The sequence below is a fragment of the Lysobacter sp. TY2-98 genome (assembly GCF_003367355.1).
Classification (GTDB): Bacteria; Pseudomonadota; Gammaproteobacteria; order Xanthomonadales; family Xanthomonadaceae; genus Cognatilysobacter.
In genome coordinates, this window is the sequence record NZ_CP031413.1 from 933,726 (window position 1) to 957,281 (window position 23,556).

27 protein-coding genes are annotated in these 23,556 nt (G+C 67.6%); 22 read left to right on the forward strand and 5 right to left on the reverse strand.

All coding sequences use genetic code 11. From position 1 onward, the window contains the following. Window positions 1-130: 130 nt before the first annotated feature. Both DWG18_RS04455 and DWG18_RS04460 read right to left on the reverse strand, forming a co-directional pair. Window positions 131-598 carry a glycine zipper 2TM domain-containing protein gene (locus DWG18_RS04455; protein WP_115645784.1) on the reverse strand — a complete coding sequence of 156 codons (468 nt, stop codon included), beginning with the start codon at window positions 596-598 and terminating at the stop codon, window positions 131-133. A gap of 129 nt (window positions 599-727) precedes the next feature. Beyond that, window positions 728-1,180 (reverse strand): hypothetical protein, encoded by a 453-nt coding sequence (locus DWG18_RS04460; RefSeq protein ID WP_115645786.1) that lies wholly within the window; start codon window positions 1,178-1,180, stop codon window positions 728-730. Between the two features lie 95 nt (window positions 1,181-1,275). Between DWG18_RS04460 and DWG18_RS04465 the strand changes: the two genes are divergently transcribed. Next, window positions 1,276-2,091, forward strand: coding sequence for a tRNA threonylcarbamoyladenosine dehydratase (locus DWG18_RS04465; RefSeq protein WP_115645788.1), 816 nt, complete (start codon window positions 1,276-1,278; stop codon window positions 2,089-2,091). On the opposite strand, the gene DWG18_RS04470 is transcribed toward DWG18_RS04465, so the two are convergent. Continuing rightward, window positions 2,063-2,851: a TatD family hydrolase gene (locus tag DWG18_RS04470; protein WP_115645790.1), complete on the reverse strand. Its 789-nt coding sequence runs from the start codon at window positions 2,849-2,851 to the stop codon at window positions 2,063-2,065. The two genes, DWG18_RS04465 and DWG18_RS04470, sit on opposite strands and share 29 nt — an antisense overlap. Continuing rightward, window positions 2,848-3,051, reverse strand: a complete 204-nt coding sequence (locus DWG18_RS04475) for a DUF6116 family protein (RefSeq protein WP_115645792.1) — start codon at window positions 3,049-3,051, stop codon at window positions 2,848-2,850. The genes DWG18_RS04470 and DWG18_RS04475 overlap by 4 nt, the downstream gene beginning before the upstream one ends. A gap of 155 nt (window positions 3,052-3,206) precedes the next feature. On the opposite strand from DWG18_RS04475, the gene DWG18_RS04480 reads away from it, so the two are divergent. The 5 genes from DWG18_RS04480 to DWG18_RS04500 all read left to right on the forward strand — a co-directional run bounded on the left by DWG18_RS04480 (window position 3,207) and on the right by DWG18_RS04500 (window position 8,945). Further along, on the forward strand, window positions 3,207-4,028 hold the full coding sequence (locus tag DWG18_RS04480; RefSeq protein ID WP_240318601.1) for a glycine zipper 2TM domain-containing protein: 822 nt from the start codon (window positions 3,207-3,209) through the stop codon (window positions 4,026-4,028). A gap of 148 nt (window positions 4,029-4,176) precedes the next feature. Beyond that, window positions 4,177-5,340: an acyl-CoA dehydrogenase family protein gene (locus DWG18_RS04485; protein WP_115645794.1), complete on the forward strand. Its 1,164-nt coding sequence runs from the start codon at window positions 4,177-4,179 to the stop codon at window positions 5,338-5,340. Window positions 5,341-5,440: 100 nt separating this feature from the next. Continuing rightward, window positions 5,441-5,989: a GNAT family N-acetyltransferase gene (locus tag DWG18_RS04490; RefSeq protein WP_115645796.1), complete on the forward strand. Its 549-nt coding sequence runs from the start codon at window positions 5,441-5,443 to the stop codon at window positions 5,987-5,989. Beyond that, entirely contained in the window at window positions 5,989-6,627 is a 639-nt protein-coding gene (locus DWG18_RS04495) for a glutathione S-transferase family protein (protein WP_240318638.1), read from the forward strand. The genes DWG18_RS04490 and DWG18_RS04495 overlap by 1 nt, the downstream gene beginning before the upstream one ends. Before the next feature lie 44 nt (window positions 6,628-6,671). Further along, window positions 6,672-8,945: a thiamine pyrophosphate-dependent enzyme gene (locus DWG18_RS04500; RefSeq protein WP_115645800.1), complete on the forward strand. Its 2,274-nt coding sequence runs from the start codon at window positions 6,672-6,674 to the stop codon at window positions 8,943-8,945. A 100-nt stretch (window positions 8,946-9,045) separates the two neighbouring features. On the opposite strand, the gene DWG18_RS04505 is transcribed toward DWG18_RS04500, so the two are convergent. After that, window positions 9,046-9,900, reverse strand: a complete 855-nt coding sequence (locus DWG18_RS04505; protein ID WP_115645802.1) for a folate-binding protein YgfZ — start codon at window positions 9,898-9,900, stop codon at window positions 9,046-9,048. Window positions 9,901-9,929: 29 nt separating this feature from the next. Here DWG18_RS04505 and DWG18_RS04510 point away from each other — a divergent pair, with 29 nt between their 5' ends. Genes DWG18_RS04510 through kdsB form a run of 16 tightly spaced genes read left to right on the forward strand, consistent with a single transcriptional unit; the run spans window position 9,930 to window position 23,554 of the window. Next, window positions 9,930-10,103 (forward strand): DUF1674 domain-containing protein, encoded by a 174-nt coding sequence (locus tag DWG18_RS04510; protein WP_115645804.1) that lies wholly within the window; start codon window positions 9,930-9,932, stop codon window positions 10,101-10,103. Window positions 10,104-10,154: 51 nt separating this feature from the next. Further along, window positions 10,155-10,550 carry a succinate dehydrogenase, cytochrome b556 subunit gene (sdhC, locus tag DWG18_RS04515; protein WP_115645806.1) on the forward strand — a complete coding sequence of 132 codons (396 nt, stop codon included), beginning with the start codon at window positions 10,155-10,157 and terminating at the stop codon, window positions 10,548-10,550. After that, window positions 10,547-10,948 (forward strand): succinate dehydrogenase, hydrophobic membrane anchor protein, encoded by a 402-nt coding sequence (sdhD, locus tag DWG18_RS04520; protein ID WP_115645808.1) that lies wholly within the window; start codon window positions 10,547-10,549, stop codon window positions 10,946-10,948. The genes sdhC and sdhD overlap by 4 nt, the downstream gene beginning before the upstream one ends. 13 nt (window positions 10,949-10,961) lie before the next feature. After that, window positions 10,962-12,755, forward strand: a complete 1,794-nt coding sequence (gene sdhA / locus DWG18_RS04525) for a succinate dehydrogenase flavoprotein subunit (RefSeq protein WP_115645810.1) — start codon at window positions 10,962-10,964, stop codon at window positions 12,753-12,755. 46 nt (window positions 12,756-12,801) lie between these two features. Next, window positions 12,802-13,584, forward strand: coding sequence for a succinate dehydrogenase iron-sulfur subunit (locus DWG18_RS04530; RefSeq protein WP_115645812.1), 783 nt, complete (start codon window positions 12,802-12,804; stop codon window positions 13,582-13,584). A gap of 11 nt (window positions 13,585-13,595) precedes the next feature. Next, on the forward strand, window positions 13,596-14,018 hold the full coding sequence (locus DWG18_RS04535; RefSeq protein ID WP_115645814.1) for an MAPEG family protein: 423 nt from the start codon (window positions 13,596-13,598) through the stop codon (window positions 14,016-14,018). Further along, window positions 14,015-14,263, forward strand: a complete 249-nt coding sequence (locus DWG18_RS04540; RefSeq protein ID WP_115645816.1) for a succinate dehydrogenase assembly factor 2 — start codon at window positions 14,015-14,017, stop codon at window positions 14,261-14,263. Before DWG18_RS04535 ends, DWG18_RS04540 begins: the two co-directional genes overlap by 4 nt. Next, a complete protein-coding gene (locus DWG18_RS04545) occupies window positions 14,253-14,660 on the forward strand; it encodes a hypothetical protein (protein WP_115645818.1) in 408 nt (135 codons plus the stop codon). The genes DWG18_RS04540 and DWG18_RS04545 overlap by 11 nt, the downstream gene beginning before the upstream one ends. A 23-nt stretch (window positions 14,661-14,683) precedes the next feature. Next, the gene (locus DWG18_RS04550; RefSeq protein ID WP_115645820.1) at window positions 14,684-15,928 is read left to right on the forward strand and encodes a lipoprotein-releasing ABC transporter permease subunit; all 1,245 of its coding nucleotides are present in this window, start codon (window positions 14,684-14,686) and stop codon (window positions 15,926-15,928) included. Then, window positions 15,921-16,628 (forward strand): lipoprotein-releasing ABC transporter ATP-binding protein LolD, encoded by a 708-nt coding sequence (gene lolD, locus DWG18_RS04555; RefSeq protein WP_162823699.1) that lies wholly within the window; start codon window positions 15,921-15,923, stop codon window positions 16,626-16,628. The genes DWG18_RS04550 and lolD overlap by 8 nt, the downstream gene beginning before the upstream one ends. 6 nt (window positions 16,629-16,634) lie before the next feature. Further along, window positions 16,635-18,965, forward strand: coding sequence for a DNA internalization-related competence protein ComEC/Rec2 (locus tag DWG18_RS04560; protein ID WP_115645822.1), 2,331 nt, complete (start codon window positions 16,635-16,637; stop codon window positions 18,963-18,965). A 16-nt stretch (window positions 18,966-18,981) separates the two neighbouring features. Continuing rightward, complete coding sequence (locus DWG18_RS04565) at window positions 18,982-19,611, forward strand: MotA/TolQ/ExbB proton channel family protein (RefSeq protein ID WP_115645824.1); 630 nt, start codon at window positions 18,982-18,984, stop codon at window positions 19,609-19,611. A 1-nt stretch (window position 19,612) separates the two neighbouring features. After that, window positions 19,613-20,047 carry a biopolymer transporter ExbD gene (locus DWG18_RS04570; RefSeq protein WP_115645826.1) on the forward strand — a complete coding sequence of 145 codons (435 nt, stop codon included), beginning with the start codon at window positions 19,613-19,615 and terminating at the stop codon, window positions 20,045-20,047. Beyond that, window positions 20,044-21,792 carry a lipid A export permease/ATP-binding protein MsbA gene (msbA, locus tag DWG18_RS04575; protein WP_255417404.1) on the forward strand — a complete coding sequence of 583 codons (1,749 nt, stop codon included), beginning with the start codon at window positions 20,044-20,046 and terminating at the stop codon, window positions 21,790-21,792. The genes DWG18_RS04570 and msbA overlap by 4 nt, the downstream gene beginning before the upstream one ends. Continuing rightward, the gene (gene lpxK / locus DWG18_RS04580) at window positions 21,792-22,790 is read left to right on the forward strand and encodes a tetraacyldisaccharide 4'-kinase (protein WP_115645828.1); all 999 of its coding nucleotides are present in this window, start codon (window positions 21,792-21,794) and stop codon (window positions 22,788-22,790) included. Before msbA ends, lpxK begins: the two co-directional genes overlap by 1 nt. Next, window positions 22,787-23,554 carry a 3-deoxy-manno-octulosonate cytidylyltransferase gene (gene kdsB / locus DWG18_RS04585; protein WP_115645830.1) on the forward strand — a complete coding sequence of 256 codons (768 nt, stop codon included), beginning with the start codon at window positions 22,787-22,789 and terminating at the stop codon, window positions 23,552-23,554. Before lpxK ends, kdsB begins: the two co-directional genes overlap by 4 nt. Window positions 23,555-23,556 lie beyond the last annotated feature (2 nt).

Here is a 23,556-nt window from a genome sequence, read left to right on the forward strand (position 1 = left end):
CGGCCCGACGTTAACCCCCCGGTCAGGTTGGCGCATGTCGCGGCGCAGCAAACGCAAAGCGGCGAATGGACCGGACACGAAAACGGCTCCGACCTGCGGAGCCGTTTTCTGAACTGTGACGCGGACCGGCTTAGCGGGCCCAGACCTTGCCGTTGTAGACACGCACCGCCGAACCCTCGCGCACGCCACCCAGATCGGCTTGGCTGACCATGGTGGTGCGGCCGTCGTCCATGCGGACATAGACGTTGTATGTGGCGCCGGAATTCATGTTGCGCTGGATCGCGGCACCGGCCGCGGCGCCGGCGACAGCGCCGACGACGGTCGCGGTGTTCTGCTTGCCGTTGCTCGAATCCTTGGTCAGCTCATGGCCGGCGGCCGCACCGACGACGCCACCGATCACGCCGCCCGCCACGCCCGAGCTCGGGGTGCCGGTGCCGACGGTTTCGATGCGGGTGACGACGCCGCAGTCGTAGCAGGTGCCGTAGCTGTTCGCCGGCGGCGGGCCGCCCGCATAGGTCGAGGACGGCGAGGTCGCACAGCCGGCCAGCGCGATCATCGACGCGGCCGCAAGGGAAACGATACGAAGTTGGACACTCATGGGGGGCGCTCCGGTAGGTCGTGATCGGGACGATGGCTGTCGCCATGTGCGATCGATGCTGGGAGCGCACCGGTGAACGCGTTATCAAACGCCGAACATGCGTTCAGCGGAGAGTTCTTCGCGCGGCACTCACTGGTGCACGTACTTGTGGCAGTTCTCGCAGGCTTCCCCGAGCTTGGCCGCCGCGGCCTGCACGCCCGGGCAGTTGAGCGGCGGCGTGGCCAGCGACGCATCCACCGCGGCGCGCAGGTCGCTCGCGTACTTGCCGAACTTCTCGTCGTCGCGCATGTCCTTGAACGCCGGCTCGATGTCGTTGGACATCGTGCGGATCGCCTGCAGATTCGGAATGACGTCGGTCGCGGCGCAGCGGTTCTGGGTGACGCTGTCCTTGAGCGCATGCATGTGCGCAGCCATCACGTGCATCACGGCTTCCGGATACTTGTCTTTTCGCGCGTCGAGGGCGTTCATGATCATCACGCTTGCCACGACGCCGACCACCAGGCCGAGCAGCGCCATGAACAGGTAGCGGGTGCCGTTGCCGCGGCGGGGCGGGGCGGGCGACGAAGCATTGAGATCGGACATCGGGCGTGTTCCTGATGGATGCGCGAGGTGCGCGCGACCATAGCACGCAGCTGCGTCGCGCCCGCCCTCACGCGCGCACCGCCTAGAATGCACACATGCAGACGCACGACCTCGACCCGGCCTGGACCGAACGCTTCGCCGGAATCGACCGACTTTATGGCGCGGGGAGCGTGGCGCGAATGGTGCGATCCCGCGTCGCCGTGGTGGGGCTGGGCGGCGTGGGTTCGTGGGTGGCCGAGGCGTTGGCGCGATCCGGCGTTGGCTATCTCAAGTTGATCGACGCCGACGACATCTGCGTCTCGAACACCAATCGCCAACTCCCAGCGCTGGACGGTACTTACGGCCACGCCAAGGTCGCTGCGATGGCCGCACGTTGCCAACGCATCAGTCCGTTGATGGATGTCGAGCCGGTGCCGGCCTTCATCACCGCGACCAACCTCGCCACGCACCTGGACGCGGAGCTTGATCTGGTCATCGACGCCTGCGACAGCTTCCGAAGCAAGGTCGAGATGATCGCGTGGTGCCGCCGACGCAAGCTTCCGCTGGTGGTCAGTGGTTCGGCCGGCGGGCGCACCGATCCCACGCTGGTGCGCGTCCGTGACCTGTCGCGCACCGAACACGACGCCATGCTCGCGCTGGTGCGCAAGAAGCTGCGTGCCGAGTTCAATTTTCCGCGGAACAAGGACCGCTACTTCAGCATTCCCGCGGTCTATTCGCTGGAGAACGTGAAGTATCCGCAGGCCGACGGCAGCGTCTGTGGCATCCGGCCGACCGCGGACGGCGACAGCCTGAAGCTCGATTGCAGCGGCGGGCTGGGTGCGGCGACGCACATCACCGGGGCGTTCGCGTTCGCAATGGTGGGCAAGGCGATCGAGATGCTGCTCAAGCCGAAGGCAGCGGCTGCGGCGTGAGTCCGAACAGGCGTTCGGCGTTGGCGGTCGTCGCGGCGGCGACCTCGTCCCCCGATTGACTGCGCAGCGATGCGATGACAGCAAGCACGTGGACGAGTCGCGCCGGTTCGTTGCGCTCGCCGCGATGCGCAGCGTCGGGTTGATCGGGCGAATCCGTTTCCAGCAGCAGATGCTCGATCGGCATCGTGGCGGCGAGCGTCCGCAGACGGTTCGCACGCTCGTACGTCACCGGTCCACCGAGACCGATCAGGAAGCCATTCGCCCACAGCATCTCGGCCTGCTGCCGACTGCCGGAAAAGCTGTGCACCACACCGCGCAACCCACCGATGCGACGCACGGCGGCAATGACGTCGTCGACCGCATGCCGCGCGTGCACGATCAACGGCAGGTCGAATTCACGCGCCAGACGGAGATGGCCGTCGAACAGCACGCGCTGCCGCTCGCGATCGAGGCCTTCGACGAAGTAATCCAGCCCGCATTCGCCGATCGCGACCGGCCGCTCGCATTCGATCCATCGCCGCAGCGCGTCGACGTGCGCGTCCGCATGACGCTCCAGGAACATCGGATGCAGGCCATACGCGGGAAACAACCCGTCGAATTCCGAGCACACCGCACGCAACGCCGGCCACGTCGCCGCTTCGATCGCCGGAACGATCTGCCGCGTCACACCCGCCGCCCGCGCGCGTTCGACCGCCTGCGCCCGATCGGCGTCGAACTCATCGACGTCCAGATGCGAGTGGCTGTCGACCAGAAACGTCATCGGGGCGGCAGCGTTCCGTCGTCGTTCTTCCAGCGCGACAGCAGCAGCGTCGCGAGGCCGAGGATGATCTCGTCCGCGAACGGAATGAAATCGGGAATGAGCAGGTCGATGACGAACAGCGTCGCGGTGATCCAGAACAGCGTGGGATGACGCAGCTTCTCCGCACGGCGGAGCAGGGGTTTCAACAGGAATCGGGCCATGGTCACCTCGTGGTGCGAGCGACGCTAGCACGGTCGCGCGACGCAGCCGGTGCACGTCTGAACGAACGGCGTTAAGACCCCGTCACGCTCCGTCATCGTTCAGCTTCACGGTGCTCGAATCGAGCCACGCCAGAACGAACTGGTTGGAGGCTCTCATGGACAAGAACATCCTTGCGGTCGCACTCGGCTCGATGCTGCTGGGCGGCGTCGCGGTTGCGGCTTACAGCTCGATCAATCACCGCGACGAGGCGGTCGCCGTGCCCGCAGCGCAGCCCGCGATCGGTGCGACGCAGTTCGATGCGTCGGCCGACGCGCAGGGCCGCATCGCACCGACGAACCCGGAACTCGCCGCACCGCGCGCGGAGTATGCGGACGTCGTCGACGTCGATCCGGTGCGTACGTCGTCGCCGCGCTATGCGCAGGTGATCGGGGTCGATCCGGTGAAGGAGACCAGCACGACCAGCACGCCGCGTCAGGTGTGTAACGACGTCGTGGTCCAGGAACGACTGCCCGAGCGCGACGGCAACGTCGGCGGCACGGTGGCGGGTGCGTTGATTGGTGGCCTCGTCGGCAACCAGGTCGGTGCAGGCAACGGCAAGAAGCTGGCGACTGTTGCCGGTGCGGTGGGTGGCGGTTTCATCGGTAACCGCGTCGACCGCAACCATGTCGGCGGTCGGGTCGTGGATCGCACCGAGCAGCAGTGCCACACGGTCAGCGACCGCTCCAGCAGCTCGCGCACGGTCGCGTACAACGTGACGTTCCGGAATCCGGACGGTACGACTGGCACGCAGCGCATGGCCAGCCGCCCAGGCAGCCGCATCAAGATCGGCACGGATACGAATGTCGCCGGCTACGACGTGACGTATCGCTACCAAGGCACCGAGCACACCGTGCGCATGAACGAGCGTCCGGGCTCCCAGCTGCCGGTAATCGACGGCCGCGTGGTGACGTCGACGGCGGTCGCGTCTCGCGGCTAAGCGGGATTCCTCGGGAGGAAACGGAAGAGGGCCGGGCGACCGGCCCTTTTTCGTGCCCGTGGGACGCCGGCGGTCGGGTCGGGGGTGTCGAAGGATTGTGACGGCGGCCTACAATATCGGGCTCCATCGCCCAAGGTTCGAACGCCGCATGGCCCTGAATCCGTACGACCTCTACGACGTCCGTTCGCTGCTGTCCGAGGAAGAGCGGGCCGTGCAGGACACCGTCGCGCGTTTCACCGACGAGCGCGTCATCCCGATCATCGGCGAGGCCTTCGACCAAGGGCGTTTCCCCCGTGAACTCGTACCGGAGATCGCGGAGCTGGGCCTGCTGGGATCGTCACTGCCGGAGAAGTACGGCTGCGCCGGCCTCAACGCGGTCAGCTACGGCCTGATCTGCCAGGAACTCGAGCGCGGCGACAGCGGCATCCGCTCGTTCGTCTCCGTGCAGAGCTCGCTCTGCATGTACCCGATCTACGCCTACGGCACAGAAGAGCAGCGCATGCGCTGGCTGCCGGACATGGCCGCGGGCAAGGTCATCGGCTGCTTCGGCCTGACGGAACCGCACGGCGGTTCCGATCCGGCCAACATGAAGACGAACGCCAAGCGCGACGGCGACGACTGGATCCTCAACGGCGCCAAGATGTGGATCACGAACGGCAACCTCGCCGACATCGCGATCGTCTGGGCGCAGACGGACGACGGCATCCAGGGCTTCGTCGTCGAGAAGGGCATGCCGGGTTTCGCCGCGCAGGAGATCAAGCACAAGATGTCGCTGCGCGCGTCGGTCACCAGCGCGCTGTACTTCGACAACGTACGCGTGCCGGAAGCGAACCGCCTGCCGAACGTGAAGGGCCTGAAGGGTCCGCTGGGCTGCCTGACGCAGGCGCGCTACGGCATCACGTGGGGCCCGATCGGCGCGGCGATCGCCTGCCTCGACGAGGTCGTGAACTACACGAAGGAGCGCATCCTGTTCGGCCGTCCGGTCGCCGCGACGCAGAGCGCGCAGATCAAGATGGCCGAGATGGCGCGTCGCATCACGCTCGCGCAACTGCTCGTCGTCCAGCTGGGCCGCCTCAAGGACGCCGGCACGATGCAGCCGACGCAGGTATCGCTGGCGAAGTGGAACAACTGTCGCATGGCCATCGACATCGCACGCGAATGCCGCGACCTGCTCGGTGGCGCCGGCATCACCACCGAGCACGGCGCGATCCGCCATGCGCTGAACCTCGAATCTGTCATCACCTACGAAGGCACGGAAACCGTGCACCAGCTGGTGGTCGGCCGCGAGCTGACGGGCATCAACGCGTTCTGATCATCGGGACCGGCCTTCGGGCCGGTTTCCACTTGGGCGCTCGATGCATGCGCCACCGGATCGTCCCGCGACGCGCGCGTCGCCGAGCAGAGGAAGGAAGATGTCGGACCACGGCCCGCGGCTCGAAACCGAACGCCTGATCCTGCGTCAGTGGCGCAAGGACGACTTCGAGCGCTACGCGGAGATGTTCGCAGCGCCCGAAACGCACCACATCGGCGGCCCGCTGGTGCTCGGCGACGCCTGGCGTCGCTTCCTGCAGATGCCGGGTGCGTGGGCCGTGCAGGGCTTCGCGATGTTCGCCATCGAAGAGAAGGCGACGGGTCTGTGGATGGGGCAGGCCGGCCCGTGGCAGCCCGCGGGCTGGCCGGGCACCGAAGTCGGCTACGCGTTGCATCCCGATGCCTGGGGCAAGGGCTACGCGACCGAAGCCTGCGCGGCCGCGATGGACTGGGCGTTCGACACGTTGGACTGGACGGAGATCATCCATTCGATCGACGTCGCGAACACCGCATCGCAGAACGTCGCCAAGCGACTCGGTGCGACGAACCGCGGTCGCGGCATATTCCAGCCGCCGCACGACAAGTTCCAGATCGACATCTGGGGGCAGACGCGCGAGGAATGGCGCGCACGTCGAGGCGTCGCCGCGTGATCACGGTTTACGGCTTCTCGCCGTCCGGCAATTGCCACAAGGTGCGCCTGCTGCTCGAGCAACTCGGCCGCCCGTACCGCTGGGTCGAGACCGACAGCAGCACCGGCGCGACGCGCACGCCGGAGTACCTCGCCAAGAACGCGAACGGCAAGGTGCCGATGCTCGAGCTCGACGACGGCCGCGTCCTCGTCGAATCGAACGCGATCCTGTGCTGGCTCGCCGATGGCACGCCGTACCTGCCCGGGGACGCATGGGCGCGCGCGCAGGCGCTGAGCTGGATGTTCTTCGAGCAGTACAGCCACGAGCCCTATGTCGCCGTCGCGCGCTTCATCTGCGGCTGGACGCCCGCGGACTCGCCGCGTCGCGCCGACCTCCCGCGCCTGCGCGAGCGCTCGCACGAGGCGCTGCGCGTGATGGAGCGGCACCTGCAATCACACGACTGGTTCACCGGTGACGCGTACGGCGTCGGCGACATCGCATTGTTCGCCTACACCGACGTCGCGCCGCACGGCGGTGTGTCGCTTGACGACTATCCCGCGATCCGCGCCTGGCTCGCCCGCGTACGCGCGACGCCGGGCTTCGTCGCAATGGCCGAACCCGACGCACGTGCCGCTGCGCAGATCGCGCAATCCTCCTGATTTCCCACGACGCAAGGCGGGCTCCGGTCCGCCCGGATGACCGCATGGCCGCTACGCTTCCGAACCCGATTCCCGCCCGCATGAAGGGCGTCAACCGCGCCGAGATCTGCGACGTCAATTTCGTCGAATTCGTGAAGGCGTGGGACGGACGTCCCGACGCGCGCCCCGCGCCGGACGAAGCGGTCCTCGAGGGCAGCGCGCTTGATGCGCGAAGCTTCCGCGAGTTGTTCGAGTCGCAGCTGATCAGTCGCCACCTCGACCTGATGGCGCGCGTCTTGCGCGTGCAGAACAAGGTCTTCTACACGATCGGCAGCAGCGGTCACGAAGGCAATGCGATGGTTGCGCGCGCCACGCGCCACACCGACCCCGCGTTCCTGCATTACCGTTCCGGCGGTTTCATGGCCGAACGCTTCCGGAAGCTGCCGGGGATGGATCCAATCATGGATTCGGCACTCAGCTTCGCCGCGAGCAAGGACGACCCGGCCAGCGGTGGTCGCCACAAGGTGTGGGGCAGCAAGCCGTTGTGGGTGCTGCCGCAGACGTCGACGATCGCCTCGCATCTGCCGAAGGCACTGGGCACCGCCATCGCGATCGAGACGGGTCGTCGCATCGATCATGCGCTACCGATCCCGGACGACTCCATCGCGATCTGCTCGTTCGGCGATGCCTCGTCGAACCACGCGACCGCGCAGACCGCGTTCAACGCCGCCGCGTGGACGGCCTACCAGAAGCTGCCCGCGCCCGTGCTGTTCGTCTGTGAGGACAACGGCATCGGCATCTCGGTGAAGACGCCGACCGGCTGGGTCGCCAACCGCTTCCAGCACATGCCGGGCCTCGACTATTTCTTCGCCGATGGCCTCGATCTCGCGACGGGCTACGGCGACGTGCAGCGCGCGGTCGAGCATTGCCGACGCACGCGCCGCCCGACGTTCCTGCATCTCAAGACCACCCGCATCATGGGCCACGCGGGCACCGACTTCGAGATCGAATGGCGTTCGATCGAAGAGCTGTGCGCCGTCGAGGCGACCGACCCGCTGCTGCGTTCGGCGGCCATCGCGCTCGAATCCGGGCTGATGTCGAAGGACGACGTACTCGATCTGTATGAAGCGACGCGCAGGAAGTGCTTCGCCGCCGCCGAGGAAGCGGATCGTCGACCGAAGCTCGAGGCGCTGGACGACGTGATCGCGCCGCTCGCGCCGTACACGCCAGCCGCGGTGAAGGCGGAAGCGGAACGTACCGACTACGTAGAGCGTCGCACCGAAGTCTTCGGCGGTGAGGCGAAGCTCCCCGAGAACCAGCCCCCGCGTCACCTGGCCATCCAGATCAACAACGCGCTGCACGACCTGTTCGCGAAGTATCCTGAGACGTTGCTGTTCGGCGAGGACGTCGCGCAGAAGGGCGGCGTCTACACGGTGACCAAGGGCCTGTACAAGGCGTTCGGTCCGCGCCGCGTGTTCAACACCCTTCTCGACGAGACGATGATCTTCGGCCTCGCGCAGGGCTTCGCGAACATGGGCATGCTGCCCGTGCCGGAGATCCAGTACCTCGCGTATTTCCACAACGCGGGCGACCAGATCCGCGGCGAAGCGTCGAGCCTGCAGTTCTTCAGCAACGACCAGTACCGCAATCCGATGGTCGTGCGCATGGCGGGCCTGGGCTACCAACGCGGTTTCGGCGGACATTTCCACAACGACAACTCGATCGCCGCGCTGCGCGACATTCCGGGCCTCGTCGTGGGCTGCCCGTCGCGTGGCGACGACGCGGCGACGATGCTGCGCACCCTGATGGCGCTGGCGAAGGTCGATGGTCGCGTCAGCATCTTCCTCGAGCCCATCGCGCTGTACATGACCAAGGATCTGTACGAGGCGGGCGACGGCCAGTGGCTGACGACGTTCCCGGCGCCGGGCGAAGCGATGACGCTGGGCGAAGGGCGCACGTATGGCGACGGCGATGATGTCGTAATCATCAGCTACGGCAATGGCGTGCCGATGAGCCTGCGCGCCGCGCGCCGAATCGAACAGGCGCATGGCTGGAAGACCAAGGTCGTCGATCTGCGCTGGCTGGTGCCGCTCAACGATGCCTACATCGTCGAACAGGCGAAGAACGCCAAGCGGATCATCGTTGTCGACGAGGGGCGCCGGAGCGCAGGCGTGGGCGAGGGCGTGATCACGGCGCTCACGGAAGGCGGCCTCGGCGCGACGCCGCTGCAGCGCGTGGTCGGTACCGATACCTACACGCCGCTCGCGGGCGCCGCGTTCCTGGTCATTCCGGGGGACGACGACATTGTGGCCGCGGCGGACGTGCTCGCGAAGGGTTGACGGATTCAGTGACTCCCCACGACGGCGAATGCGCGTCGTGCCGGAGGACGTCGCGGATGATCGTCGTGAAGCGTCGGCCCAAAGCCGGCCGGCGCGTGCGTCAGCGCTTCAGGCCGTCCGCGAGCGCAAGCCGTTCGACAGCGCCATCACGCAGACGCAGCACCGCGTCCGCCGGCTCGAGCGGCACGACGGCCAGCGCTTCGTCGCTCCGAACCACGACGACCTGACCCACGTCGCGACCCTCCGCGTCGGTTAGGGCATCGCCGGCCGACGCGTCACCACCGACGCGCAGCCTCGCCAGCCCGCGCTTGGCGCGCCCAAGGAAATGCGTGCGCGCGACGATCTCCTGGCCGGGATAGCAGCCCTTCTTCACGCTGAAGGCGTCGAAGCGCTGAAGCGACAGTTGCTGCGGCGTCCAGTGGTCGAGCGCCGTGCCGGGAAGACCGGGCCAGCCGTGCGCGATATCGAGGTGCCACCACGCCGCTTCCTCATCGATCGTCGGCGCCGCGCCGGGCGAGGGCGCCAGAACGAGCGTCCGCCCACCCGCATCGCCGCTGAGATCGAGCTCGATCGCGTCGCCGGTCCGCGCAGAGCGCCCACCCGTGGCGCTTTGCGGGGACATGAAGACACCGGACGCGTGAACGCTCGCGTCCTCGATCTTCACCTTGCTGCGGAACACGAATCGCCGAAGCGACGCGGCCAACGTCTCGGCGTCCGCCGCCGTGACGACCCACGCCGTCTCCGCATCGATCCGCAGCAGCGCGAACAGCGCCTGCACGCGGCCTTTGGGGTCGAGCCAGCCACTCCATTGCCAGTCGCCATCGGCGAGCGATGTGACGTCGTTCATGAACTGCGCCTGCGCGAACGCCAGCGCATCGCGGCCCGAAAGCTGCAGAACGCGGAGCGCGTGAAGAGCGAACGGACGCGACGCGCCGTACTGCGGGTTGTCAGACATGGGGTCCGGATTTAAGCTTTTCCGCTCGAATGATAGGCCAGACGCCCCCCGACACCCCGCAGGAAACGCCGGAGAATCCGGGTTCTGCGCCGTCACCCGCCACACTGTCGACGCCGCGTCCGCGCGAGGTCGGCGGTCGAGCGGGCCCCGAGCCGACACGCTACGGGGACTGGGAAAAGGACGGCCGCTGCATCGATTTCTAGCGTCGCCCGCTCGACCCCGCGGCCGCGCCGCATCAGAACGAGACCTCCCGCATGGCGTACCGCGAACGTCCGTTGTCCCCGCACCTGCAGGTCTATCGCTGGCAGGTCCAGATGGTCAGCTCCATCCTGCATCGCGCGACGGGCGTGATCCTGTCGCTCGGCAGCCTGCTCGTCGCCTGGGGCCTCGTCGCCCTCGCGACCGGCACGGACCGCTGGTCCCACTTCACTCACGCAGCGCGTTCGCCGTTGGGCTTCCTGATCCTGTTCGGCTGGACGTGGGCGCTGGCGTTTCATCTGCTCAGCGGCATCCGCCATCTTTCCCAGGACATGGGCGTCGGTACGTCGGTGCCGGCGTTCGTGAAGAGCGCCTGGACCGCGATCATCGGCAGCCTCGTGCTCACCGCGATCGTCTGGCTTCTCGCCATGCAGAAGTGGGGTGGCGCATGAGCGCCAACAACGGTCGTCCGCTGCTGCGTCATCCGCTGAAGGTCGCGCTTGGCCTGGGGTCGGCGAAGGACGGCACGCATCATTTCCTCGTGCAGCGCGTCACCGCGGTCGCACTGGTGTTTCTCGTGCTGTATGTCGTCGGCCTGATCATTTCGCTGGTCGGCGCGGATTTCGCGACGGTGCGCGCGCGCGTCGGCCATCCGGTCAACGCGACGCTGCTGATCGCCTTCATCGTCGCGAACTTCTGGCATGCACGCCTTGGTCTGCAGGTGATCGTCGAGGATTACGTGCACACCGCCGTCCGCTACTCGATTCTGCAACTGCTCATCACGTTCGCATGCTGGATCGCGGGCCTCGCGAGCGTCCTCGCCGTCGTGCGCGTCATGCTCGGCGCCTGATCCGGAAATCCCGATGCCTGCTGCCTATTCCATCCAGGAACACAAGTTCGACATGGTCGTCGTCGGCGCCGGTGGCGCCGGCCTGCGCGCCACGTTCGGCCTCGCCCAGAAGGGCTTGAAGACCGCCTGCATCACCAAGGTCTTCCCGACGCGTTCGCACACTGTCGCGGCGCAGGGCGGCGTGGCTGCCGCGCTCGCGAACATGGGTGAAGATGACTGGCGCTACCACTTCTTCGACACGGTGAAGGGCAGCGACTGGCTGGGCGACCAGGACGCCATCGAATACATGTGCCGCGAGGCGATCCCGGCGATCGTCGAGCTCGAGCACTACGGCGTGCCGTTCTCGCGCACCGAAGACGGCCGCATCTACCAGCGCCCGTTCGGCGGCATGACGACGCGCTTCGGCGAAGGCCCCCCGGCACAGCGCACCTGCGCCGCAGCCGACCGCACCGGCCACGCGATCCTGCACACGCTCTACCAGCAGTCGCTCGCGCATGACGCGCAGTTCTTCATCGAGTACTTCGCGCTCGACCTGATCATGGACGCGGACGGCTCGTGCCGCGGCGTGCTCGCGCTCGACATGGCCTCGGGCACGCTGCACCTGTTCCGCGCGCACGGCACCGTGCTCGCGACGGGTGGCTACGGCCGCGCGTATTTCAGCGCGACCTCCGCGCACACCTGCACGGGCGACGGCGGCGGCATGGTGCTGCGTGCCGGCCTCGGCATGCAGGACATGGAGTTCGTGCAGTTCCACCCGACCGGCATCTACGGCGCCGGCTGCCTTATCACGGAAGGCGTGCGGGGCGAGGGCGGCATCCTGCGCAACAGCCAGGGCGAGCGCTTCATGGAGCGCTATGCGCCGAGCGTGAAGGATCTGGCGCCGCGCGACATGGTGAGCCGCGCGATGACGATGGAAATCCGCGAAGGCCGCGGGGTCGGCGAGCACAAGGACCACATCCTGCTCGACCTCACGCACCTCGGCCCGGAAGTTATTCACGAGAAGCTGCCGGGTATCGCCGAGTCCGCGCGCATCTTCGCCGGCGTCGACGTCGAGAAGCAGCCGATCCCGGTCATTCCGACCGTCCACTACAACATGGGCGGCATCCCCACCAACTATCACGGCGAAGTCGTGCAGTTGCGCGGCGGCAACCCGGACGCGGTCGTGCCAGGTCTGTACGCGATCGGCGAAGCGGCCTGCGTGTCGGTGCACGGTGCGAACCGCCTCGGTTCGAACTCGCTGCTCGACCTCGTCGTGTTCGGTCGCGCCGTCGCGAACCGTTGTGCGGAGACGATCAAGTCCGACATGCCGCACGCGCCGCTCGCCGCGGACGCCTGCGACAAGGCGCTCGGCCGCCTCGACGCACTGCGCAACGCCAGCGGCGGCACGCCCACTGCGGTCATCCGCGACAAGATGCAGCGCACGATGCAGGCCGACGCCGCGGTGTTCCGCACCGGCGAAACGCTGGCGGACGGCGTCGCGAAGATGCGCGAAATCCATGCGTCGTTCGCCGATGTCCGCGTCACCGATCGCTCGCTGGTCTGGAACTCCGATCTCATCGAAACGTTCGAGCTGGCGAACCTGCTCGACCAGGCGCTGGTCACGATCGTCTCGGCCGAGAACCGCACGGAGTCGCGCGGCGCCCATGCCCGCGAAGACTTCCCGGAACGCGATGACCAGAACTGGATGAAGCACACGCTGTGCTGGATCGACGACGCGGGCAATACCCGCATCGACTATCGCCCGGTGCATTCGTACACGCTGACCAACGACGTCGCTCCGGTGCCGCCGAAGAAGCGCGTCTACTGACTTTCGCGTCCGCCGGCGACAGCGGACGAACCGGAACCGACCGACCATGGCCGAATTCACCCTCCCGAAGAACTCGCAGATCCAGAAGGGCCGTCACTTCGCTGCCGCTGGCGCGAAAAACGCCCGGGTCTTCAAGGTCTACCGCTGGAATCCCGACGACGGCCGCAACCCGACCGTCGACACGTACGAAGTCGATCTCGCGACGTGCGGCCCGATGGTTCTGGACGCGCTGATCAAGATCAAGAACGAGATCGATCCGACGCTGACGTTCCGTCGTTCGTGCCGCGAAGGCATCTGCGGCTCGTGCGCGATGAACATCGACGGCACGAACACGCTGGCGTGCACGAAGGCGATCGACGACTGCCGTCCGGGCGAGGTCGCGATCTATCCGCTGCCGCACATGCCGGTGGTCAAGGATCTCGTTCCCGACCTCACGCATTTCTACGCGCAGTACGCGTCGATCCGCCCGTGGATCCGCACGCAGAGCCCGACGCCGAGCGATCGCGAGCGGCTGCAGTCGCCGGAAGACCGCAAGAAGCTCGACGGCCTGTACGAGTGCATCCTCTGCGCCTGCTGCTCGACGAGCTGCCCGAGCTACTGGTGGAACGGTGACCGCTACCTCGGCCCGGCGATCCTACTGCAGGCCTATCGCTGGATCATTGATTCGCGTGACGAGGACACTGGCGCGCGTCTGGATGACCTCGAGGATCCGTTCAAGCTGTATCGCTGCCACACGATCATGAACTGCGCGCGCACCTGTCCGAAGGGGCTGAACCCGGCGCGCGCGATCGGTGAGATCAAGAAGCTGATGCTCGCGCGTCGCGTCTGATACGCGACGTCATGGACGTCCGCGCGATCTACCTGCCGGGCTTGGCGATGGTCGTGCTCACGGCCATCGTCTGGTGGCGCATGTACACCATGCGCATCGCGCAGATGAAGCGCGAACGCATCCATCCGCAGAAGGTTGCGACGTCCGCGCAGGCCGCTGCACTGCTCACCGACAGTCGCGCCGCGGACAACTTCCGCAACCTGTTCGAACTGCCAGTGCTGTTCTACCTCGCACTGGTGGTTGCTGACCGTATCGATCGCGTCGACACGATCAGCGTCGCGCTGGCCTGGCTTTTCGTCGCGCTGCGTATCGCCCACAGCACGATCCACGTCACCTACAACAAGGTCATGCACCGTTTCATGGTGTATGTGGCGGGCGGCGTGGCGCTGTGGCTGCTGTGGGTCTATCTCGCGATCGGGTTCTTCGTCCGATGAGCACGGATGTCGAACTCAAGGCGTTGCGCTGGCGCTGTCGCCGCGGCATGCGTGAGCTCGATCAGTTGCTCGAGCGCTGGCTGGACCGGTGCTGGGCGGCATCGTCCGACGCGGACCGGGAAACTTTCCGACGGTTGCTCGCCACCGAGGACGATAAGCTCTGGCGCGCCTTCCTCGGACACGACCGCCTCGACGATGACGAAACCCAGACCCTCGTCGAACGCATCGCCACCCTTGCGCCTTGAACTCGGCGCGTCGCGGGCACTTTCGATCGCGCTGGTCGCGATCGGCGTCATCGCCGGCCTCGGCCTGTTCCTGACGGACCTGCCGACGATCGCCGCCTGTGCGGCCGCGCCCGCCTGTGCGGCGTGGGGCTTCGCGCTCGCCGCTCGGGAACGTCAACGGGCCACGCGCACTGTGATGCTGCGGGCAGACGGCACCGCGACGGTCGACGACGAGCGCGCGGATGATCTGCGCATCGACTGGCAGGGCCCGATTGCCAGCGTCATCTGGAGGCAGAACGGGCGGGGCCAGCGCATCGTGGCGTGGCCGGACGTGGTCGACGCGCCGCGTCGACGTGAACTGCGACTGTGGTCCGTCACGCGGCCTTCCCGCGCAGCCGCAGCGGCAGTGGCACCATAAGCGACCCCCGGAACAGGCTCCGCATGTTCACGCCCATTCCCGTCGCCATCGGCCTGCGCTACCTGCGCGCCAAACGCCGCAACGGCTTCATCTCTTTCATCTCGCTGGCGTCCATCCTCGGCATCGCGCTGGGCGTGGCCGCACTGATCACCACGCTGGCGGTGATGAGCGGCTTCCAGCGCGAAATCCGCGATCGCATGCTGCAGATGGTCGCGCACGCGACGGTCAGCGGTTACGGCGAGCCGATCGAGGACTGGCCGCGCGCGGTCAACAAGGCGCTGGCCGACAAGCGCGTCGCGGGCGCCGCGCCCTACGTCGAAGCGCAAACCCTCCTGTCGGGCCCGCGCAAACAGCCCGCGATCGTGCGCGGCATCCTGCCGGACCAGGAACGGCACGTGTCCGTGCTCGCATCCAAAATGGTGCAGGGCAAGCTCGACGACCTGAAGCCGGGCACCTTCAACATCGTGCTCGGTCGCGAACTCGCGCTGTGGCTGGGCGTCGGGGTGGGGGACGACGTGGTGATGATCACGTCGGAAGCGTTGACGACGCCGATCGGCGCCGTGCCGCAGATGAAGCGCTTCCACGTGAGCGGCATCTTCGAAGCCGGCTACAACGAATACGACCGCGGAATGGCGTTCACGTCGATGCAGGACCTTCAGCGCGTGCAGCGCATGGGCGACGGCGTCACCGGCGTGCGCCTGCGCCTGCACGACATGGACCAGGCCTGGCAGGTTGCACGTGATCTCGCGCTGTCGCTCGGCGGCCCGTATCGCGTGAGCAACTGGGCCGACGAGAACGCCAACATGTTCCGCGCGCTCAAGATGGAAAAGACCATCATGGCGATCCTGCTGTCGCTGATCGTCGCGATGGGCGCGTTCAACCTGGTGTCGTCGCAGGTGATGCTGGTTACCGACAAACAGGCCGACATCGCGATCATGCGCACGCTCGGGCTGACGCCGCGCGGCGTGATGCAGGTCTTCATGGTGCAGGGCACGCTGATCGGCGTGATCGGCACGATGTCCGGCGTGATTCTCGGCGTGCTTCTGACGCTGAACCTCGAGCACATCCTGCATGCGATCGAGCGCTTACTCGGCGTGCAGCTGTTGCCGGAGGACGTCTACTACATCACCGGTCTGCCGACCGACATGCAGCCGAGCGACGTCATCATCATTGCGACCACCGCGCTGGTCATGGCCTTCCTTGCAACGATCTATCCGGCCTGGCGCGCCTCGCGCACGCCGCCGGCGGAGGCGCTGCGCTATGAATGACGTGCGCTCCGATGTGGTGATCCGTGCGCAGGGCCTCGGCAAGACCTACGCGGAGGGCAAGCTGCGGACGCCTGTGTTCGATGGGCTCGAACTCGAAGTCACGCGGGGCGAGACCGTCGCGATCCTCGGCGCTTCGGGCGCGGGCAAGAGCACGCTGTTGCATCTGCTCGGCGGTCTCGATACGCCAACCGCGGGCGAGGTCTTCGTCGAAGGCCGCAAGATGAGTGCGCTGTCGGACGCCGAGCGCGGGCGACTGCGCAACAGCGCGCTGGGTTTCATCTACCAGTTCCACCACCTGCTGCCCGAGTTCACCGCGCTCGAGAACGTGATGCTGCCGGTGATGCTCGCGGGCGTTTCGGCGAATGAAGCGAGCAAGCGGGCGACGTCGCTGCTCGAGTCGGTCGGGTTGGGGCATCGTCTCGGCCACAAGCCCGGCGAGCTGTCCGGCGGCGAGCGCCAACGCGCGGCGGTCGCGCGCGCGCTGGTCAATCGCCCCGGCTGCGTCCTCGGCGACGAGCCGACAGGCAACCTCGACGAGAAGACCGCGGCGACAGTGTTCGACCTCATGCTCGGCCTCAATCGTGACCAACGCACCAGCCTCGTGCTGGTGACCCACGACCGCAGCCTCGCGCGGCGCCTCGACCGCGTGCTGGAACTGCACGAAGGGCGATTGCGCGAACTCGCGCCGGACGAGGTCTAGTCCGGCATGAACGCGGCAAGGACGCCGCTCCTCTCCCCGACGATCGCGATCGCGCTGCTCGCGGGCGTGTGCGCGTGCCTCGGGCTGCCGGTCATGCCGCCCATGGCGGTGTCGATCGCATTGCTCGTGGCCGGTCTCGTAATCGCGTGGAAATGGGCAGCGCGGCGATGGGCGGGCGCGCTCGTCATCGGTTTCGCGATCACTGCGCTGCACGCCGCCCACGCGCTGACGATCCAGTTGCCGCCCCGGCCCGCGCAGCAGGAAGCAACGCTCACCGGTCGCATCGTCGACCTGCCGCGACGCGAGCCACGTCGCACGGCATTCGTCTTCGAGGCCGATACCTCGACGCTGGCCGCGCTGGGCCATCAGCGTCTTCGCATCTCGTGGTACGACGATCGCAGCGGCGATGCGCCGGTACTGCATGCAGGTGAGCGCTGGCGTCTGACCGTGCGCGTCCGCGCACCGCGTGGCCTGCGAAACCCGGGGGGCGCGGATGGCGAAATGCATGCGTTCGCCGATCGTCTTGCTGCGACCGGCTATGTGCGTACTGGCGAGCGTCTCGACCGGGCAAGTGGTCTGCAGGGCTGGCGGGACACCACGTCGACGCGCATTCGCGCAGCCGTCGCGAAGCCTTCGTCGCGCTTCGTCCGAGCGCTCGCGCTCGGCGACACCCGCGACCTCACCGACGCCGACTGGACGACGCTGCGTGCGGACGGATTGACGCACCTCGTCGCCATCAGCGGCTTCCATGTCGGCATGGTCGGCAGTGTCTGCGCGCTGCTGGTGCGCCTCATCTGGTGGCTGCTGCCGATGCTCGGTCGTCGACTGCCCGCGCGTCTCGCTGCCGCGATCGCGGGCCTCGCCGGCGCGACGGCCTACGCGGCGGCATCAGGCTTCTCGCTGCCGACGGTGCGCACGCTGCTGATGATCGCGATCGTCGTCGCTGCGCAGCTCTCGCGCCGCGCGATTGGCATGACGCAGATTCTGGCGATTGCGGCGATCGGGATGCTTCTTGTCGATCCGCTGTCGGTGTTGTCGGCGGGTTTCTGGCTGAGTTTCGCCGGTGTGGCGTGGTTGCTGTGGTGCATGCCGCGCGCGGGCACGTCGGCGGTGCGGGAACTCGCGAAAGCGCAGGCGGTGGCGACGATCGGCCTGCTGCCGTTGACCGTCGTGCTGTTCGGTCAGGCGTCGCTCGCGGGACCGATCGCGAACCTGCTCGCGGTGCCGTTGTGGAGTCTCGTTGTCGCACCGCTGTCGGTCGCAGGCGTTGCGCTGGACGGCATCCATCCCGCATTGGGCGCGGCGGCGTGGCGGCTCGCCGCGTGGACATTCGATCTCGCGTGGCCGCTGTTCGAGAGGCTGGCCGCGACGCCCTTGTCGCTCTGGTACGTACCCGAGCCATCGATCCTCGCCATCGTGCCCGCGCTTCTGGGCGCGGCGTGGTGGCTGATGCCACGCGGCACACCCGGTAAGGCCCTCGCGCTGATGCTGTGGCTCCCACTGCTGTGGCCCGATCGCCACGCACCCGTCGCGGGCGACCTCGAAGTCACCGCCATCGACGTCGGTCAGGGGCTGTCGGTACTGGTCCGCACCCGATCGCACGCACTGCTCTACGACATGGGGCCAGCGGTGCCGGATGGATTCGACGCCGGCGAGCGCGCGGTCATCCCTGTACTGCACGCGCGCGGCGTCGCACGGCTGGACCGCATGGTCGTCAGTCACGCGGACCTCGACCATGTGGGCGGTCTCGCGGCAGTGCGGCGCGAGATGCCATCTTCCGACCTGCAGGCGCCGCCGGAGTCCGGTGTCGAGGGTTCGCGACCCTGCGTCGCCGGCCAGTCGTGGACCTGGGACGGCGTCCGCTTCGTGTTCCTGCATCCGCCGCCGGACTTCCCGTATCTCGCCAACGATTCGAGTTGCGTGCTGCGCATCGAGAGCCGCCACGGCGCCGTGCTGCTGACGGGCGACATCAGCACGCTCGTGGAAACCCGGCTGGCGGCGGACGACCCGCCCGCGGTCCGCGCCGACGTCGTGTTCGTCGCGCATCACGGCAGCCGGCATTCGTCCGATCCCGCCTTCGTCCAGGCCACGGGCGCGCGTGAAGCCGTGTTCTCGACCGGCCACGCGAATCGCTTCCATCACCCCGCTGACGAGGTGGTGGAGCGCTGGCAGGCCGCGGGCGCCCGGACCTGGAACACGTCGGAGGAGGGCGCGGTCACCTTGCGGCTGGAGGCGGGCGGAATCGATGTCTGGGGCCAGCGCGACCTGCATCGCCGGTTGTGGGACGCGGCGCGACGGGACACCGCGGACGCTGGGCTATCCTATCGACGCGACTAACGCCCACGGAGGCGACGTGCTCGAACTCGTGAAGTCCGGCGGCTGGCCGATGATCCCGCTGCTGCTGCTGTCGGCCTTGGCGCTGGCGCTTATCGTCGAACGTGGGTGGACGCTCCGCCGCAGCCGCGTCATGCCGCCCAAGCTGGGCGACGAAGTGCGCGTCTGGGCGGCGCGCGGCAACCTCGATCCCGCACACATCGAGTCGCTGCGCCAGACCTCGCCGCTGGGGGCGCTGCTCGCGGCGGTGCTCGACATGCGCAACCGCTCGCGCGAGGTCATGCGTGAACGCGTCGAGGACGTCGGTCGCCACCTCGTGCACCGCATGGAGCGCTACCTGAACACGCTCGGCACGATCGCGGCTGCGGGCCCGCTGATGGGCCTGTTCGGAACCGTCGTCGGCATGATCCAGATGTTCCTCGGCATCCTCGACTACGGCATCGGCGACGTGAACCAGCTCGCCGGCGGCATCGGCAAGGCGCTCGTGTGCACCGCGACCGGCATGATCGTCGCGATTCCCGCGCTGGTGGCGCATCGCTGGTTCCGCGGCCGCATCGCCGAATACATCATCGACATGGAGCACGAGGCGATCGCGTTGATGGACGTGGTCGAATCGCGCGCGACGCGCCCGGCACCGCAGGCCGCCTGACATGCGCATCGGCGGGCATCGTCCGGTCGACGAGCCGGAGATCAACCTGATTCCCCTGATCGACGTCATCCTGACGCTGGTCATCTTCTTTGTCGTCACTGCGACCTTCGAAGGCCGCTCCGCGCTCAAGCTCGAGCTGCCGAAGGCGAGCGGGGAAGCGACGAACGTGCACGAGCCGCTGACCGTCCTCGTGAATGCGCAGGGCAAGTATTTCGTCGGCGATCGCGAAGTGATTCGTGATGACGCTGCTTCCCTGAAGGCGACCATCAACGAAGTTGGCGGTAACGATCGAGATCGCCCGGTCATGCTCCGCGCCGACGCGCGCACGCCGTACCAGGCCGTCATCACCGCGCAGGAAGCGCTGGGCCAACTCGGCTATCGCCACATCCTGCTCGCCGTCGCCACGCCGACCGAGCGCAAGGCGGCAACGAAGTGAGCGACGACCGTTCGGCCTGGCCGACCTATCGCCGCCTGCAGCAGTTCGGCAAGCCGTATCGCGGCCTGATGATCGTCGGCTTCATCGCGATGGCGCTCGAAGCCGCGGCGGGCGGCCAGTTCACCCGGCTGATGCAGCCGATCATCGACAAGAATTTCGTCGCGCCGAACGCCCGTTTCGACTGGGCGCTGCCGCTGCTGATCGTCGCGCTGTTCGTCGGCCGCGGTATTGCCGGCTACGTCACCGACATGGCGATGGCGCGCGCCGGCCGCAGCATCGCGCGCGACCTGCGCGTCAAGGTGCTGGCGAAATACCTGCGCCTGCCGGGCCTGCGTTTCGACACCGAACCCGTGCCGTCGATGCTCACGCGGCTCGGCTCCGACAGCGATCAGGTCGCGCTGGCCGCGGTCGATGCGCTCAAGGTGATGCTGCAGCAGTCCTTCCAGGTGATCGCGATGCTCGCGGTCATGCTGTGGGCAAGCTGGAAGGTGACGCTCGCGATCCTCGTGCTTGCGCCGCCGCTGGGCTGGATCATGGACAAGGTCGGGCGTCGCTATCGACGCATCGGCCATCGCATCCAGGAGAGTGGGGCCACGCTGCTGCAGCTCGCCGACCAGTCGCTGGGCAACCATCAGGAAGTGAAGGTCTACGGCGCGCAGGGCGTGGAAACGGCGCGCTACCAGGCGCAGGCCGACAGTTACCTCAAGCTCTCGCTGAAAGTGGAGTCCACGCGCTCGATCTCGTCCGCGATGGTGCAGCTGATGGGCGCGATCGGCCTGGCTGCGCTGCTGATCCTCGCCGGCAACGAAGCAGCGAAGGGTCATCTCACCGCGGGCGGCTTCGTCGCCCTGATGATGTCGATGATGGCGATCATCCCCGCGATCAAGCAGCTCACGAACGTGCAGGGCATGCTCCAGCGTGGCGTTGCGTCCGCCGATCGCCTGTTCGATGTGCTCGACATGCCGGATGAAGTTGACGCGGGCGACGTTCCGATCGAGCGCTCGCGCGGTGAACTCGAATTCCGCGACGTGTTCGCGCGCTATCCCGGGCAGGCCGCGCCGGCGCTATCGGATATCACGTTCTCCGCGAAGCCCGGCACCGTCACCGCGATCGTCGGTCGCTCCGGCAGCGGCAAGTCTACGCTGATCAAGCTGATCCCGCGTTTCTACGATGTCGAAGCGGGCGCGATCCTGCTCGACGGTCGCCCGATCGGCGACTACCGGCTCGCCGATCTGCGTCGTCAGATCGCGCTGGTCGGCCAGCAGGTGATGCTGTTCGACGGCTCCGTCGCGGCGAACGTCGCCTACGGCGAACTCGGTGAATCGACGCCGGAAAGCCTCCGCGCCGCAATCGAGGGCGCGAACGCCGCGGAGTTCGTCGATCGCATGCCTGAGCTGTCCGATACCGCGATCGGCGTGCGGGGTGGTCGCCTTTCAGGCGGCCAGCGCCAGCGCCTCGCGATCGCGCGCGCGATGCTCAAGGACGCGCCGATTTTGATCCTCGACGAAGCCACCGCAGCGCTCGACACCGAATCCGAGCGCCTCGTGCAGGACGCACTCGAACGCCTGATGCCGGATCGCACCACGCTGGTGATCGCGCATCGCCTGTCGACGATCGAACACGCCGATCAAGTGCTCGTGCTCGACCAGGGCCGCATCGTCGAGCGTGGCACGCATGCCGAATTGCTCGCATTGGGTGGTCTGTACGCGCATCTGCACCGGATGCAGTTCCGCGAGGCGAACTGATGGCGCGCACGCCGCGCCACTGGTACGGCGACGCGCCCGTGCCGCTCGCGGCTCGCGCGATCGAACCCCTGTATCGCTTCATCACGCGAACGCGCGCGGCCATGTATGCGCGCGGACTGCTGCGACGTCGCCGTGCAGGCGCGCCGGTCCTGGTCGTTGGCAACATCACCGCCGGCGGTACGGGCAAGACGCCGCTGACGATTGCGCTCGTCGAACGCCTGCGCGCTGCGGGCTGGACGCCTGGCATCGCCACGCGCGGCTACGGTCGAGAAGGCAAGGAACCGCTGTGGGTCGATGCCGCGACGCCCGCGCAGCTCGCCGGCGATGAGCCCGTGCTGATCGCGCATCGCACCGGTGCGAAGGTGCGTGTCGATGGCGACCGCGCACGTGCGGCCGCTGAGCTGGTGCGCGCCGGTTGCGATGTGATCGTCTGCGATGACGGCCTTCAGCATTACCGGCTTGCGCGCGACATCGAGATCGAGGTCATCGACGGGGCGCGTCGTTACGGCAACGGCCGTATGCTGCCGGCCGGACCATTGCGCGAGCCTGCGAGCCGCGCGACGCACTGCGACTTCCGCGTCGTCAACCTCGGCGACGGTGGGCAGAGCGAACCGGAATTCGGCGAGTGGCCGATGCGACTGACGGTCGACGACGCGATGCCGCTGCACGGGCGACGCCCGCGTCCGCTGGCCGCCTTCGCGGGTCAGCGGGTGCACGCTGTCGCAGGCATTGGCGATCCGTCGCGGTTCTTCAACACCTTGAAGTCGCGCGGGATTGCCGTCGTGCCGCATGCATTCGCCGACCACTACGCGTATCGCGCCGAAGACCTCGCGTTCGCGAGCGCATTGCCGATCCTGATGACCGAGAAGGATGCGGTGAAGTGCGCGGCGTTCGCACCCGATGACAGCTATGCCGTGCCGATCACCGCAGGGCTTCCGGAAGCGTTCTGGACCTCGCTGCTCGACCGCCTCGATCGCCTTCGCAGGACGCCCGCATGACCGATTTCGTCGTCGCCATTCCCGCGCGCTACGCCGCGTCGCGACTGCCGGGCAAGCCGCTGCGCCTGCTCGGTGGCGATCCGCTCGTGCTGCACGTCGCGCGACGCGCGCTCGAGGCCGGCGCCCGCGATGTCTGGGTGGCGACCGACGACGAGCGCATCGCGCGCGCGCTGGACGGCAGCGGCGTGCGGGTCGCGATGACGTCACCCGACCACGCGTCCGGCACCGACCGCCTCGCCGAATGCGCACGCACGGCGGGCTGGGACGACGCCACGATCGTGGTGAACCTGCAGGGCGACGAGCCGTTTGCCCCGGTCGCGGGCATCCGCGCTGTGGCCGGCCTGCTGGAAACCTCGACCGCACCGATGGCGACTTTGGCCGCGGTGATCGACGACGTCGACCAGCTGCTCGATCCGAACGCCGTCAAGGTCGTCGCCGATGCGACCGGTCACGCGCTGTATTTCAGCCGGGCGCCGATTCCGTGGCCGCGTGATGCGTTCGCCCGCTCGCGCGATGCGCTGCCCGGCGTCGGTCCGTGGCTACGCCACATCGGAATCTACGCCTATCGCGCCGGGTTCCTGCAGACGTTCGCCTCGATGCCGCCGGGGCGTCTGGAATCGATCGAATCGCTGGAGCAGCTGCGGGTGCTGGAAGCGGGGTACCGCATCGCCGTCACCGTCACGCCCGAGCCGTTCCCACCCGGCGTCGACACGCCCGAGGATCTCGAACGCGCGGAACGGCACCTGGCGTCGCGCGCAGGCTGAAC

Coding starts and splice junctions, on each gene's coding strand:
- DWG18_RS04470 (WP_115645790.1), bottom strand. CDS start 2,851: ATGACGTTTCTGGTCGACAGCCACTCGCATCTGGACGTCGATGAGTTC.
- DWG18_RS04540 (WP_115645816.1), top strand. CDS start 14,015: ATGAGCACGGATGTCGAACTCAAGGCGTTGCGCTGGCGCTGTCGCCGC.
- DWG18_RS04570 (WP_115645826.1), top strand. CDS start 19,613: ATGCGCATCGGCGGGCATCGTCCGGTCGACGAGCCGGAGATCAACCTG.
- DWG18_RS04465 (WP_115645788.1), top strand. CDS start 1,276: ATGCAGACGCACGACCTCGACCCGGCCTGGACCGAACGCTTCGCCGGA.
- DWG18_RS04460 (WP_115645786.1), bottom strand. CDS start 1,180: ATGTCCGATCTCAATGCTTCGTCGCCCGCCCCGCCCCGCCGCGGCAAC.
- DWG18_RS04475 (WP_115645792.1), bottom strand. CDS start 3,051: ATGGCCCGATTCCTGTTGAAACCCCTGCTCCGCCGTGCGGAGAAGCTG.
- lolD (WP_162823699.1), top strand. CDS start 15,921: ATGAATGACGTGCGCTCCGATGTGGTGATCCGTGCGCAGGGCCTCGGC.
- DWG18_RS04480 (WP_240318601.1), top strand. CDS start 3,207: ATGGACAAGAACATCCTTGCGGTCGCACTCGGCTCGATGCTGCTGGGC.
- DWG18_RS04455 (WP_115645784.1), bottom strand. CDS start 598: ATGAGTGTCCAACTTCGTATCGTTTCCCTTGCGGCCGCGTCGATGATC.
- DWG18_RS04490 (WP_115645796.1), top strand. CDS start 5,441: ATGTCGGACCACGGCCCGCGGCTCGAAACCGAACGCCTGATCCTGCGT.
- lpxK (WP_115645828.1), top strand. CDS start 21,792: ATGGCGCGCACGCCGCGCCACTGGTACGGCGACGCGCCCGTGCCGCTC.
- DWG18_RS04485 (WP_115645794.1), top strand. CDS start 4,177: ATGGCCCTGAATCCGTACGACCTCTACGACGTCCGTTCGCTGCTGTCC.
- sdhA (WP_115645810.1), top strand. CDS start 10,962: ATGCCTGCTGCCTATTCCATCCAGGAACACAAGTTCGACATGGTCGTC.
- DWG18_RS04535 (WP_115645814.1), top strand. CDS start 13,596: ATGGACGTCCGCGCGATCTACCTGCCGGGCTTGGCGATGGTCGTGCTC.
- kdsB (WP_115645830.1), top strand. CDS start 22,787: ATGACCGATTTCGTCGTCGCCATTCCCGCGCGCTACGCCGCGTCGCGA.
- DWG18_RS04560 (WP_115645822.1), top strand. CDS start 16,635: ATGAACGCGGCAAGGACGCCGCTCCTCTCCCCGACGATCGCGATCGCG.
- DWG18_RS04510 (WP_115645804.1), top strand. CDS start 9,930: ATGATAGGCCAGACGCCCCCCGACACCCCGCAGGAAACGCCGGAGAAT.
- DWG18_RS04505 (WP_115645802.1), bottom strand. CDS start 9,900: ATGTCTGACAACCCGCAGTACGGCGCGTCGCGTCCGTTCGCTCTTCAC.
- DWG18_RS04530 (WP_115645812.1), top strand. CDS start 12,802: ATGGCCGAATTCACCCTCCCGAAGAACTCGCAGATCCAGAAGGGCCGT.
- DWG18_RS04500 (WP_115645800.1), top strand. CDS start 6,672: ATGGCCGCTACGCTTCCGAACCCGATTCCCGCCCGCATGAAGGGCGTC.
- sdhC (WP_115645806.1), top strand. CDS start 10,155: ATGGCGTACCGCGAACGTCCGTTGTCCCCGCACCTGCAGGTCTATCGC.
- DWG18_RS04550 (WP_115645820.1), top strand. CDS start 14,684: ATGTTCACGCCCATTCCCGTCGCCATCGGCCTGCGCTACCTGCGCGCC.
- sdhD (WP_115645808.1), top strand. CDS start 10,547: ATGAGCGCCAACAACGGTCGTCCGCTGCTGCGTCATCCGCTGAAGGTC.